This is a genomic window from Nonomuraea aurantiaca (assembly GCF_020215705.1).
Taxonomy (GTDB): Bacteria; Actinomycetota; Actinomycetes; order Streptosporangiales; family Streptosporangiaceae; genus Nonomuraea; species Nonomuraea aurantiaca.
Map to the genome: position 1 here is coordinate 98,512 of NZ_JAIWNB010000012.1, position 13,255 is coordinate 111,766.

The following is a 13,255-nucleotide window of genomic DNA, read 5'->3' on the forward strand; positions in this document are numbered from 1 at the left end:
ATCTCTAGTGACAGGAGCCCTGGCTGCTCGGCGGGACGTCGAGCGTGGGGTTGCGATCGAAGAACCCGACGGGCTTCAGGGTGAACCCGCACGTGTCGACGGGCATGATCGGCCAGTCTTCGGTACGGGGGAAATGGGTCAGCCCGAACGTGTGCCACAGCACGATGTCCTGGCCGTCGATGTCGCGGTCCGCGGCCGTGTACGCGGGCAGCCCGGCGCCACCCGGATGCTGATTGACCAGGTCACCAGCCGGATAGCGCTCCCGGGGATGGTACCTGGTGACCCAGAGATGGCTGGTGGCGAACTCCGCCCTGGCCCGGATCGAGGAGTTCTCGTGGGCGAGCAGGGTGGGCAGGCCCTCGGGGTGCAGCGCGTAGCCGACGGGCTCGCCCAGGCGGTTGGTCACCTCCGGGTTGACCACGTGCCAGGTCCGGCCCGTGGCCAGGTCGGCGTCGCGCCGGCCCTGCGCCTCGGTGCGCAGCCTGGTGGCCTTGCGGCCGAAGGCGTTGCCGTACGGGTTGCGCTCGTCCATGGGCAGGCGTACGACCTCCACCTCGTCCACCGCGTTGGCCGGGCCGTCGACCATCATGTCCAGCCGCGCGGAGAACAGGTGCTGGTGGTAGGGCGCCGCCAGCCCCGGCGCCACCTGCGAGCCGTACGGCGCGGCCCGCTCGTCGTAGGCGCCGGTGAACACGATGCCGGTGGCCTTGACCTCCAGCTCGATGGTGCCGTCCAGGTAGAGGTACCAGTAGAAGCCGTAGTCGTAGTTGCCGACGGTGACGAAGAAGGAGATCACCAGCCGCCGCTGCCTGCGCGTCTCGCGGGAGTCGTTGGCCGGGTCGGTGTGCTTCCACAGCACGCCGTAGTCCTCCTCGTGCATGCAGATCGCGTTCGGCAGCACCTTGGGCGAGCCGTCGCCGCCGGTGACGGTGACGTCGAAGTAGGTGATCTCGCCCAGGCAGTCGCAGCCCAGCTCCAGCGCGTTGGCCAGCTTGCCGAGCTGGTATTCGCCGGTGTCGAAGTAGTTCTGCCAGAACCGGACCGGGCTCGGGTCCCCGTACGGCACCAGCATCTCGGCCACCGACGCCCGGTAGACGATCGGCCGGCCGTCGAAGCCGATCTGGTGCAGGACCAGGCCCTCGCGCATGTCGTAGCCGAGGCGGACGTTCCACTTCTCCCAGGTGACGAGGTTGCCGTCGATGCCGAAGCTGGGACCCTCCGGCTGGGTGATGTGGATCGGGCGCTGGCTGGTGCGGTGCTCGCGCTCCAGGTGGTAGTCGCCCGCCTCGGCGGGGATGGGCAGCACGCCGGTGTCGACGATCTCGACCACCACGCCCTTGAGCAGGTCGACGAAGGCCACCAGGCCGTCGATCGGGTGCGCCCAGGGCAGGCTCTCCTCGGTCGGCCGCAGGTGGGCCAGCACGCGGGCGATCCGCCTGCCCTCCTCGCCCGGCAGGCCGTAGCTGCCCGCCGACAGGGCGGCGAGCCACACCAGGGCCGTGTCGTCCAGGCCGCGCCGGGCCAGCGCCGCGGCCCAGCCGGCGTCGGCGCCGAGCACCCGCCTGACCAGCTCGTGCTCCTCGTCCAGCATGGGGACCTGGCCGTCGGTGATCGGGTCGATCGGCCGGCGCTCGGCCACGCGTCCCTCGGTGAGCGAGACGACGACGTCCTGCGCCTGCTCGGTCGCCAGGTCGAGCACGAGGGCGCGGGCCCGCCGGGCAGCGGGCGCTTCGCCGAGCACGGCCTCCTTCGGGGGCTCCTCGATCCCGAGGTAGGCCACCCGGCCGGTGGCGGCCAGCACGCCGTCGTCCGCCATGATCCGCCTGGCGTCCTCGATCTCCTCCGCGCTGAGCGGGTCGAGCGGATGAGACCGCTCCCCGACTCCGAGAACCCGCCGTCCAGCTGCCATCCGGCTTTCCGTCCCTTCCTTGCCGGAACGTTCCGGCATGCGGGCCAACATACTTCCGCCTCAGGACGAGGACAAGACCTTTGGCCAGGTCGATACATGGCGGAAACAGATCGACTGGGGCGCTAGCATCGGGGCGTGCGCGCAGACGAGCCGGCCACTATCCTCACGGTCGCCAAGACGGCAGGGGTCTCCAAGACGACCGCGTCCGACGCGCTCAGGGGGTCCGGCCGGGTGTCGGAGGAGACCAGGGCCAGGGTGATGGAGGCCGCCGACGCGCTCGGCTACGTACCCAACGGGTCGGCCAGGCACCTGCGCCGGGCGAGCACCGGCACCATCGGCCTGCACGTGCCGGAGGTGCTCACCCGCTCGTCCTACTACATGTCGTTCGTGTTCGGGGTGGTGCAGGGGGCGGCCGACAACGACTACGACGTCACGCTGATCACCTCGGGCCGCCGCACCCCGCGCGTCGACGGTCTCGTGCTCGGCGACCCCCTGGGGGACGACCCGATCGTGGCCAAGCTCATGGACACCGGCCTGCCCACGGTCACCTGCGAACGCTTCACCGGCACCGGCCGGGCCGACGGCGTGGTCCGCTCCGAACACGCCGAGATGCTGGGCCGCCTGATGGACCACCTGCGCGCCTCCGGCGCGACCCGTCCCGCGCTCATCGTGGCCGGCGACGTGAGCGACTGGGCCGCCTCCGTGCACCGGGGCTTCCGTGACTGGTGCACCCGGCACGGCGTGGACCCGCTGGTCCGTACGGTCCCCTTCGACTGCCCGGCGGGCGAGGTCCACCAGGCCGCCCGCGAGCTGCTGGCGCTGGAGCCGCGCATCGACGCGCTGGTGTGCGGGCCCGCCGGCTCGGCCACGGACCTGCTGCCCCTCCTGCGCGAGGACGGAAGCGACCTGCGTCGCGAGGGGGGTGGCCACCTGCTGCTCGCGTCGTGCGTCGACAGCCCCGCCATGCAGCTGGCCGACCCGCCCATCACCGCCATCGACCTGCGCCCCAGGGAGGCGGGGGTACGGTGCGCGGAGCTACTGTTCGACCTGCTGTCGGGCACGGCTTCGGCGGGGACGGAGCGTATCCATCCCATCGAGCTCACCCTGCGAGCCTCCACGCGGGGTTCATGACGCGCTCTCGGCGTCGTGAACGACCAGGGCGAGCTGGACCCGGTTGTCCAGAGCCGCCTTGGTGAGGATGCGCGAGATGTAGCCCTTGACGGTGCCGACGCTCATGTGCAGCTCGGCGGCGATGACCGCGTTCGGCTTGCCCTGACCCACCGCCAGCGCCACCTCGCGCTCCCGCTCGCTGAGCCGCGCCAAGATCGTCCGGGCGTCGGCCCGGCGCTGGTTCTCCTCCTCGGGCACCAGGTGGGCGATCAGCCGCCGGGTGACGCTCGGGGACAGGATCGGCTCGCCGTCCACGACCCGGCGGATGGCATCGACGATCCCCTCCGGCGGGGTGTCCTTGAGCAGGAACCCGCCGGCCCCCGCCCGCAGCGCCCGGAACACGTGCTCATCGGCGTCGAACGTGGTGAGCATGACCACCTCGGGAGCCTGGGGCCGGCTACGCAGCCGCCGGGTCGCCTCGATGCCGTCGAGCCCGGACATGCGGATGTCCATCAGCACCACGTCGGGAGCATGCGCGTCGACTGCGGCCGCCACCTCCCCACCATCGGCCACAGCCCCTACCACCTGGAGGTCGGCCGCGCCTTTGAGCATCAACGTCAGACCGGTGCGGACGAGCGCGTCGTCGTCGACGATCAGCACCCGGATCGACGGCCGGAACGCCGACGGCGGCTGCGGCTCACTCACACCGGCCATGGTAACCACGCCACCAGCCGGAACCCGCCATCCACCACCGGCCCGCACTCAAGCCGCCCACCCGCCAGCGCCGCCCGCTCCGCCAACCCGGCCAGCCCCGCCCCCGCCCCGGTCGTCCCGAGGTCGGCTCCGGACACGCCTCCGGCGATCCCCGCATCCGGGGCCGATGAAGTCGTTCCGCCGGGCGACGGATTGTGCACCTCGACCCGCAGCTCGGCACCCGCCGTACCGGACAGGACGACCGTGACCGGCTGGCCGGGCGCGTGCTTGCGCGCGTTCGTGAGCCCCTCCTGGAGGATGCGGTAAGCGGCGCGCCCGGTGACATCCGGTAGGTCGGTCAGCCGGACCCCGTGATCGCGCAGCTCCACCCGCATCCCGGCGCTCCGGGACTCCGCCACGAGCGACGCGAGATCCGGACGGCCGGGCGACAGCGAGCCGTCTTCGGACGGCGGCGCCTCGCGAAGCACCGAGATCACCGCCCGCAGCTCCTCCAGCGCCAGGCGCGCGCTCGACCGGATCACCCCCGCCGCGTCGGCCACCTCCCCCGGCGTGGCGCCCGCGTTGAACTCCAGCGCCCCCGCGTGCACCGCCAGCAACGACAGCCGGTGGGCGAGCACGTCGTGCATCTCCCGCGCGATGCCGATCCGCTCGGCCCGGCGCGCCTCTTCGGCCCGCAGCCGCTGGTCGGCCTCGGCCCGGCGGGCCCGCTCGGCCAGCGACAGCACCAGCTCCCGCCGCGTGCGCGCCAGCATCCCCCAGCCGGTCAGCGCCCCACCGAACAGCACCGCCACCAGCGCCCACACCGGATAGGGCGCCAGCCCCGGCGGCCGCCAGGCGAACCTGCCCAGCGTCGCGGCCACGCCCGCCACCCCCACCGCGATCGCGGCGAGCGGCCTTCGGTAGAGGGCCACGATCAGTGTGGCGATCCCCGCCGCCACCGAGGCGGCCGCGGCGGGCACCGACAGCGCGATGACGGCCAGCCCCACGGTCACCGGCCACCTGCGGCACAACCACAGCCCCGCACAGGCCAGAGCGCCGCCCGCCATGTCGGCCACCAGATACCAGTCCGGCGTGCCGCCCGTCAGATCGCCCCAGACGACCCCGACCGCTCCGGCGAGCGCGAGCATGAACCCACCCGCCCCGACCGCCCAGTCGCGCCGCGACCGAATCCAGCCGGGCCGTACGTCTTCCGCACCGGCCACGAACATGACCGCTGATGCTAGCCCGCCACCGACCCGTGCGTAAGCAACCAAAGTCACAGCCGGAAGACGACCAAGGCTGCCATGGAGCGGCCTTCCGGGAGCAGCGGTGGTCACCCCTCGCGCGGCACCGTGGCCGCATGACCACAACAGACTCCAGCGGACGCCGCCGGTGGGCCGCGCTGCTGCTCGCGGTGATCACCCCGATCGTCGCCGAGCTCACCCTGGGCAACCCGCCCCTGAGCCAGATCTGGCTGATGCTCCTGTGGGTGCCGATCTACGGCGCGGGCACCGTGCTGATCCGCGAGCTGGTACGCCGGCGCGGCGCGGGCTGGCTCTCGATCCTCCTGCTCGGGATCGCGTACGGCATCGTCGAGGAGGGCCTGGCGTTGCAGGCAATCAGCAGCCCCACCCTGTACGGCGTCGCCGGGTGGGCGCCCAGGATCCTCGGGCTGAACAGCGCGTACACCGAGCTCAACCTCCCCTACCACGCCGTGTTCAGTGTGGCGCTGCCGATCCTGCTGGTCGACCTGGTGTTCCCAGGTCTGCGGGACCGGCCGTATCTGAAGCGGACCGGGCTGGTGGTGACCGGGGTGGTGTTCGTGCTGGGCGGGGCGCTGCTGCGGGTGAGCGTGACGAGCTTCATCGACCCCGGATACCAGGCGCCGATCCCGGTGGTGGCAGGCTGCCTGGCTGCCGTGGCACTGCTCGCGGTGCTGGCACTGCGCGTCGTCCCCCGCGCCTCGTACCTAGTTCCCAGCACATCGCAGACGGCACGGCACTCATCGGCTGCCGGTACGGGCGCGGTGCCCGGTTCGTGGAGCGTGACGGCTTTCGGGGGGATCGTCGCGTTCGGCTATCTCGCGCTCCTGTTCCCCTTCGGCGGCGCCACGCAGCCCGCCTTCACCCGGGGCAACTGGGTGGTGGTGCCGATGCTGGCCGCCGCCGCCCTCGCGGTGGTCGCATGGTGGCTGGTCCGCCGCTGGACGACGAGCGGCGCGTGGACCGACCGGCACAGCCTCGCGCTGGCCGGCGGGGCGCTGGTGGCGCACACCGCCTTCGGAGTGCTGGCCAACGCCGCGACCCTCACCGAGCGGGCCGAACTGACGGCGCTCGGGCTGGTCATGATCGGCCTGCTGGCACTGCTCGGCCGCCACACGCCAGTGCCGGGACTTATCCGAAAGTGAGGCCGGGAGCCTGGGAAAGCGTCTTCGGGTTCGAGGACGAGCCGACCTCCAGCTGGAAGGTGCCCGGCTCGACGGCCCAGCGGCCCGCCGCGACGTCCCAGTGCTCGAAGGCGCGCCGCCGGACGGTCACCGTCACCGCGACCTCCTCACCGGGGGCCGCGTCGACCGTGGCGAACCCGGCCAGCCAGCGCCGGGGGCGCTCGACGGCGCTGCCGGGGCGGCTCGCGTACACCTGCACGACCTCACGCCCGGGTCTGTCGCCGGCGTTCCGCACGCGGACGGTGATCTCGCCCGCCGCACCGTCATCGACGTGGCGGACCTCCGCGGCGCCGTACTCCCAGGTCGTGTAGCCGAGGCCGTGGCCGAAGGGGTACAGGGCCTCGATCCGGCCGCGGTAGCCGATCGCCGCTCCCTCGTCGTAGGCGAGCACGCCGTCGACCGGCTGCGTGGCGGCGCGGTCGCCCTCGTGGACCGGCCATGAGGTGGGCAGCCGCCCGCCGGGCTCCACGCGGCCGAGCAGCACGTCGGCCAGCGCGTTGCCGTACTCCTGCCCGGGGAACCAGGTGAGCAGGACCGCGGCGACCTCCTCGTGCCAGGGCAGCAGGACGGGGGCGCCGGAGTTGACCACCACGATCGTGCGCGGGTTCGCGGCGGCGACGCGGCGGACGAGCTCGTCCTGCCGCCCCGGCAGCGCGAGGCTCGTCCGGTCGAACCCCTCGCTCTCGACCTCCTCGTTGGTGCCCACGACCACCACGGCGACGTCGGCGGCGCGGGCCAGCGCGACGGCCCGCTCGATCTCCTCCTCGTCCGTGCCGTGCGGCGTCTGCAGATTGAGCTGGAGCGCGGGGCCGGGCAGCCCGCCTTCCGCACGCTCGCGATCATGTACCAGCGTGACCTCGACGCTCTCACCCGCCGCGAGCCGCACGGGGTGGGTCCGCTGCGGCGGCGTCAACATGGCCTCGACCATGTCCGCGCCCGGCGGCAGCGTGAGCACGACGTCGTAAGCCTCCTCCCCCGCGACGAGGAGCCGGTGCCGGCCGAGCCCGGAGGAGCCGACCAGGTACGTACCGGCCTCCGTGGCCCTGATCAGGGCACGGACCTCGATCGCGGCGAGCCGCTCCGGCACGACCCCCTCGGGGTAGGAGCCCATCACCCAGTTGAACGCGCCCCCGTCGCGCCGCTCCACGGCGAGCACGGAGCCGTCCTCGTCGAGGTATCTCACCTCAGCGCCGTGGGCGCCGTCGTCGGCGGCGCCGGGCAGGCAGAGCCAGGGGGCCCGCGCGATCGGCGTGCGGGTGTGCGCGACGACGCCGATGGCGTGCGTCACCTCGACACCGTCGCCGAGCGCCGCTCGCAGGCCGTCCAGCGGGGAGACCGTGTACGGCGGGAACACCGTGGCGCTCCCGCCTCCCAGGGTCCTGGCGACCTCCGCGTTGGGCCCCAGGACGGCGATCCCGCGCAGCCCGGCGGGGTCGAGCGGCAGCGCCTCTCCCTCGTTGCGAACCAGTACGAACCCGGCGGCCGCCGCGGCACGCACCTCCGCCGCGACCCGCTCCTCCGTGTACGCCGGGCCGACAGTGTCTGCGGCCCCGTTGCCCAGGGCGCCGTTGTCCAGGGCACCGACCCGGGCGGCCAGGCGGAGGATGCGCAGCACCTTCTCGTCGACGGCCGACTCCGGAACCGTGCCCGCCCGCACCGCCGCCACCAGCGCCTCACCCCACGGGCCCGACGGCCCGGGCATCACCAGGTCGAGCGCCGCGTTCCCGGCCGCCGCCGTCGAACGGGTGGCGAACCAGTCGGACATCACGACCCCGTCGAACCCCCACTCGTCCCGCAGGACGTCCTGCAGCAGCGGGTTCTCGGTCATGGTCGCGCCGTTCACGCCGTTGTAGGCGGCCATCACCGCCCACACCTCGCCCTCCCGGACGATGGCCTCGAAGGGCGCCAGGTAGAGCTCGCGGAGCGTCCGCTCGTCCACCCGGGCGTCGAGGGTCATCCGCTGGGTCTCGGAGTCGTTGGCGACGAAGTGCTTGACCGTCGCGCCCACTCCCCCGCCCTGCACGCCCCGTACGTACGCGACGCCGATCCTGGCCGTCAGCAGCGGGTCCTCGCTGAAGCACTCGAAGTGGCGCCCGCCGTACGGGGTCCTGTGCAGGTTGACCGTGGGGGCGAGCAGGACGTCCACGCCCTTGCGCCGCGACTCGGCGGCCAGCAGGCGGCCGATCTCCTCGACGCGGGCCTCGTCCCAGGTGGCGGCGAGGGCGGTGGGCGAGGGCACGTTCGCGGAGGTGTCGCGCTCGTCCCAGATCTCGCCGCGGACACCGGCCGGGCCGTCCGAGACGACCAGCCGACGCAGGCCGACGGCCGGTTCGGGGTGGAGCGACCAGAAGTCGGCACCGGTGAGCAGCCTCACCTTCCGCTCCAGGGGAAGGGCGGCGACAAGGCTTTCCAGCTTCATGAGGGGGTCCCTGAGGTCGGGGTGACAGCGTTGGAGGACGTCTTACTGATACGTAGAAGTGAGACGTATCAGTAAACGTAGCCGCAGCCCCGAGACGAGCACAAGAGGCGGATCAGAGTCCGAGCAGCGGACCGTACTCCCCCCGCACGCGGGCACTGATCGAGGCGTGCTTCGGGGCGTAGCGGGTGTAGAACTCCTTGCCGCACTCCAGGTCCTCCAGCGCCGCCTTGATCTCCTGATCGAGGTGCGGCCTGGCCTGTGCGGGATCTGGTTCTCGGGCTTGCCGCTCAGCTTTTCCAACTGGTCCCAGAACTCGGTCTCCCCTCTCTTGCCCAGCGCCATCGGCTTGGTCGAGGGAACCCGCCGTCCCTTGCCACCGAGGCAGTCGGCGAAGCCCGCGGCAAGCGAGATCAGCGCGGGGTCGCCGTCGATCTCGGCGGCCTCCAGCTCCTCCCTGGCCTCGCGCATTTGCGTGATTCCGTCCAATGCCGACTCCACCTCCTTGTTCAGCACCTCCTTCGCGGCCTTGACGATGCAACCCTTTAGCGCCTCGTCGTAGGAATCGAGCTGAGAGAGGTTCAGCTTCGCCACGATCTGCTCGTTCGGGTCGTCCTTGCGAGCGGACTCGGCGCTTTCGATGCTGCCGGTCAAGGGGTCCTTCGGGTAGACATACTGGGAGAACACTCCGAAGCCGTACTTCTGGCGGTAGGTCTTCATGGCCTCGTACGTGCTCAGATCAGGCTCGGGCCGCTGCGGCGCGACATAGGCCACGTACTTGAAGCCCTTCTGCTTCATGCAGTCGGCCTTGACCTGCTCCATCCTGGGCCGAGGATCCGCCGACCGTTTCGCGGCGACGGGGGCGGCGGCCGGTTCGGCGGCACACCCCGACATGAGGGCCAATAACAGCAACCACGTGACACGACGCATGGAATCTCCAGATAAGGCGGGACGCGCGCATGCGCGAATCGTGCGCCAGGATGGCCGCGACGATCTTCTGGGCGCCGATCAAGATACTCCGTTAAACGGAGTCTACGCAACTTGCAAACCCCGGACCGGCGTACCGAGCCCGACATTTGGTTCCATGAGTATAATTGTTATATGCCAGCAACTAATGAGCCCGTCGCCACCCTCAAGGAGACCGGGCCACCCAGGCCGGACCGCCGGCGGCGGCTGCTCATCCTCGCGATCTGCTGCCTGAGCCTGTTCATCGTGGGCCTGGACAACACGATCGTGAACGTCGCCCTGCCCGCCATACAGCGCGACCTGCACGCCTCCGTCTCCGGCCTGCAGTGGATCATCGTCGCCTACACGGTCGTGCTGGCCAGCCTGCTCATGCTCTCCGGCTCGACCGCGGACAGGTTCGGGCGGCGCCGCACCTTCCAGACGGGCCTGGCGCTGTTCACGCTGGGCTCCCTGCTGTGCTCGCTCGCGCCGAGCCTCGGCTGGCTGGTCGCCGCGCGGGCACTGCAGGCCGTCGGCGGCTCCATGCTCAACCCGGTCGCCATGTCGATCATCACGAACACGTTCACCGATCCGAGAGAGCGGGCGCGCGCCATCGGCGTGTGGGGTGGCGTGGTCGGGATCAGCATGGCCCTGGGGCCCGTGATCGGCGGGGCGCTGGTGGATTGGGGCACCTGGCAGACGATCTTCTGGATCAACATTCCCGTGGGGCTGGCCGCGCTCGTCCTGTGCGCCTTGTTCGTGCCCGAGTCGCGAGCCCCCCGGGCCCGCCCGATGGATCCCATTGGGCAACTCCTGGTCATCGTGCTGCTGGCCGGGCTGACATACGGTGTCATCGAGGCGCCGTCCGCCGGGTGGGGCTCGGGGCAGACCATCGCCTGCTGCGGGGCGGCCGCGCTGGCACTGGCGCTGCTCATCCCGTACGAGCTGCGCCGGGCGGAACCGCTGATCAACCCGAGGTTCTTCCACAGCGTCCCCTTCGCGGGGGCGACGGTCATCGCGATCTGCGCGTTCGCCTCGCTCGGCGGGTTCCTCTTCCTCAACACCCTCTACCTGCAGGACGTCCTCGGCTACTCGGCGCTGCACGCGGGGCTGCTGACCCTGCCGATGGCCGGGCTGACGGTGGTGTGCGCGCCGCTGTCCGGGCGGATCGTCGGCGGCGCCGGGCCGCGCGTGCCGCTGATCGTCGCCGGCGGCGCCATGTCCGTGAGCGCGCTGATCCTGACCGGGCTCACCGCCGACACCCCGACGTGGCAGCTCATAGCCTCGTACGTGGTCTTCGGGCTCGGCTTCGGCATGGTCAACGCCCCGATCACGAACACCGCCGTCTCCGGCATGCCGAGCGCCCAGGCCGGCGTCGCCGCCGCCGTGGCCTCCACCAGCCGCCAGATCGGCCAGGCACTCGGCGTCGCGGTGCTCGGATCACTGGTCGCCGCCGCCGTTCAGGGACCATGGCGTACGGGTTTCCCGCAGGCCAGCCACATCGGCTGGTGGATCTGCACGGCATCCGGCGCGGTCGTGCTGATGCTCGGTATCCTCACCACGAGCCGCTGGGCCAGGCGCACCGCCGAGCACACGACGGAGCGGCTGATCCACAGGATGGCGGGCACCGTATGAGCGACGCGACGAACGACAGCGGGACCGGCGAGGCCGCGCAGGACGCCGTCGCCCGTTCCTGGGCGGCCATGTGCTTCCTCGTCCTGAAGCAGGAAAACCGCCGCAAGGAGGTCGCCGACACGCTCGGCATGAGCTTCTTCCGGGCCAAGGCGCTGCGCCGCCTGCTGGGCGGCCCGCTCACCATGCGCGAGCTGACCGCCCGCCTGGGCACGGAGAAGCCGTACACCACGCTGGTCGTGGACAACCTGGAGCGGGCGGGCTACGTCGAGCGCAGCGTGCATCCCGACGATCGCCGCTCCAAGCTCGTCACCCTCACCCCGGCCGGCGTCGCCACCGCCGAGCAGGCCGAACGCATCCTGGCCCGGCCGCCGCGCTCCCTGCTGGCGCTGGAGCCGGCGGAACTGGCCGCCCTCGACCGGATCATGGCCAAGCTTCAGGCACCCGCCGAGGTGACGAGCGAACAAGCGCTCTGAGGCGGCCGCCCGGACACCGCCGCGCCCTGCTCAGGCGGATCACGGAAGATCCGCGCTGAACAGGGCGCCATCGTGCTCAGGGACAGGTCGGCTCGCCGCTCTGCGCGGGTACGTTCACCCCGCTCCAGGCCGCCTTGATGACGTTGAACTCGACACAGCCGGTGAACAGCGTCTTGGCCGCCCGCAGCGTGGCCACGCGCGCCTTGGCGTGCGTCCACGGCGCCGTCTTCATGTTCAGGCCGGTCAGGAAGATCTGGCCCGCCTTGCGGATGCCGACGCCGGTGATGGCCGCGCCGCCGTCGCACCGGCTGCTGGCCGGCTTACCACTCGGGTTCGTGCCCTCGGCCAGCAGGTAGAACCAGTGGTTCTGCGGTCCGGCCGCCGCGTGCACCTCGGTGCTCGGGATGGAGGAGCTGTAGCAGTTCGGGTCGCCCAGCGCCGACGGGTTGTACATGTTCCTGATCGCGCCGCTGCCCACCAGGTTGACCTCCTCGCCGACCAGGTAGTCGGGCGGGTCGAGGCTGGCCGGCTCGTTGGCGTACGCCTCGGTCAGCGCGCCGAAGATGTCACCCGTCGACTCGTTCAGGCCGCCGGCCTCGTTGCCGCTGCCGCTGCTGCCGCCGGAGAACTGGAAGACGCCGTGGCCGAACTCGTGCCCGACGACGTCCATCGAAGTGGCCTGCCGGCTGCCTGCGGAGTTGCGGCCGAAGGAGGCGTACGAGCCGTTCCAGAAGGCGTTGGCGTCGTTCAGTCCGACCCTCGCGGGGTAGCCGCGGCCCGAGCCGTTGATGCCGTTGCGACCGAGCCACTCGCTGAGCATGCTCCATTCGTGCTGGACCGCGAAGAGCGCGTCGACGCAGGCCGTCTCCAGGTTCGTGCCGCTGCCGTTGCCCCAGCTGTCGGTCGACTTGGTGTACGCCGAGCCGTTCTGGCCGCCGCACTGGACGCCGGTGCGCGTGGGGTCGCGCATCACGTACGACGGGGACGTGGCGATGGTGACCGGGTTGCCGTTGTAGTAGCTGTTGCCGGTGCCGTCGACCACCTGGTCCCACTGGTCGATGACCTGGCCGTCACGCGCGTCCACGTACACGTGCAGGATGCTCGACTGGTCGGCGGTGGCGGCCACGACCTCCCATGCCAGGCGTGGCGTGGTCGTGGCGGCGTGCACCACGAGAGCCGGCGTGCTGATCGAGGTGGCCTTGGGCGCCACGTTGCGGGCCGTGTCCGCCGCCGCCTGCGCGGCGATCCGCGGCTTGGTGTCCAGGGCGATCTTCGCCTGCTGGCCGGTGTCGATCGTGCTGACGGCCCTGCCGGACTTGTCGGTCGTGACGACCACCTCGCCGCCGTAGACGGGCAGGCCGGCGTAGGTACGGCTGTAGGTGAGGTGCTGTATGCCGTTGACGCCCGCGATGGTCGACGACAGGGAGAAGGCGTCCTGGTCGGCGGCCAGGAGCTGCGTCCGGCTGGACGCGATGACGCTCTGCGCGGTCGCCACCGCGGTGCCGCGCTCCGAGGGTGAGGGCGGGTCGGCCGCCTGGGCGTTCGCGCTTGTGGCGCCCGCCGGTGCGGTGATGGTCAGGGCTAACGCGAGTATGGCGGCAGCGCCCAACCTGAGCTTGGGGTTCACG

10 protein-coding genes are annotated in these 13,255 nt (G+C 71.6%); 4 read left to right on the forward strand and 6 right to left on the reverse strand.

Going from position 1 to position 13,255, the window contains the following annotated elements:
- Positions 1-4 precede the first annotated feature (4 nt).
- Entirely contained in the window at positions 5-1,948 is a 1,944-nt protein-coding gene (locus tag LDL49_RS27390; RefSeq protein ID WP_225294808.1) for a primary-amine oxidase, read from the reverse strand.
- Positions 1,949-2,044: 96 nt separating this feature from the next.
- Between LDL49_RS27390 and LDL49_RS27395 the strand changes: the two genes are divergently transcribed.
- On the forward strand, positions 2,045-3,040 hold the full coding sequence (locus LDL49_RS27395) for a LacI family DNA-binding transcriptional regulator (RefSeq protein ID WP_225294810.1): 996 nt from the start codon (positions 2,045-2,047) through the stop codon (positions 3,038-3,040).
- On the opposite strand, the gene LDL49_RS27400 is transcribed toward LDL49_RS27395, so the two are convergent.
- Both LDL49_RS27400 and LDL49_RS27405 read right to left on the reverse strand, forming a co-directional pair.
- On the reverse strand, positions 3,035-3,733 hold the full coding sequence (locus tag LDL49_RS27400; protein WP_372470439.1) for a response regulator: 699 nt from the start codon (positions 3,731-3,733) through the stop codon (positions 3,035-3,037). The two genes, LDL49_RS27395 and LDL49_RS27400, sit on opposite strands and share 6 nt — an antisense overlap.
- Entirely contained in the window at positions 3,721-4,941 is a 1,221-nt protein-coding gene (locus LDL49_RS27405) for a sensor histidine kinase (protein WP_225294814.1), read from the reverse strand. Before LDL49_RS27405 ends, LDL49_RS27400 begins: the two co-directional genes overlap by 13 nt.
- A 131-nt stretch (positions 4,942-5,072) precedes the next feature.
- Between LDL49_RS27405 and LDL49_RS27410 the strand changes: the two genes are divergently transcribed.
- Positions 5,073-6,119: an AF_0692 family protein gene (locus LDL49_RS27410; RefSeq protein ID WP_225294816.1), complete on the forward strand. Its 1,047-nt coding sequence runs from the start codon at positions 5,073-5,075 to the stop codon at positions 6,117-6,119.
- On the opposite strand, the gene LDL49_RS27415 is transcribed toward LDL49_RS27410, so the two are convergent.
- Positions 6,106-8,577, reverse strand: a complete 2,472-nt coding sequence (locus tag LDL49_RS27415) for a beta-glucosidase (protein ID WP_225294818.1) — start codon at positions 8,575-8,577, stop codon at positions 6,106-6,108. The two genes, LDL49_RS27410 and LDL49_RS27415, sit on opposite strands and share 14 nt — an antisense overlap.
- A gap of 42 nt (positions 8,578-8,619) precedes the next feature.
- Complete coding sequence (locus tag LDL49_RS27420; protein WP_225294820.1) at positions 8,620-9,396, reverse strand: hypothetical protein; 777 nt, start codon at positions 9,394-9,396, stop codon at positions 8,620-8,622.
- Between the two features lie 279 nt (positions 9,397-9,675).
- Between LDL49_RS27420 and LDL49_RS27425 the strand changes: the two genes are divergently transcribed.
- A complete protein-coding gene (locus LDL49_RS27425; RefSeq protein ID WP_225294821.1) occupies positions 9,676-11,154 on the forward strand; it encodes an MFS transporter in 1,479 nt (492 codons plus the stop codon).
- Positions 11,151-11,627, forward strand: a complete 477-nt coding sequence (locus tag LDL49_RS27430) for a MarR family winged helix-turn-helix transcriptional regulator (protein WP_225294822.1) — start codon at positions 11,151-11,153, stop codon at positions 11,625-11,627. The genes LDL49_RS27425 and LDL49_RS27430 overlap by 4 nt, the downstream gene beginning before the upstream one ends.
- 76 nt (positions 11,628-11,703) lie before the next feature.
- Here the strand turns inward: LDL49_RS27430 and LDL49_RS27435 are convergent, their stop codons facing one another.
- A complete protein-coding gene (locus LDL49_RS27435; RefSeq protein ID WP_225294823.1) occupies positions 11,704-13,254 on the reverse strand; it encodes a M4 family metallopeptidase in 1,551 nt (516 codons plus the stop codon).
- Position 13,255: the final 1 nt, after the last annotated feature.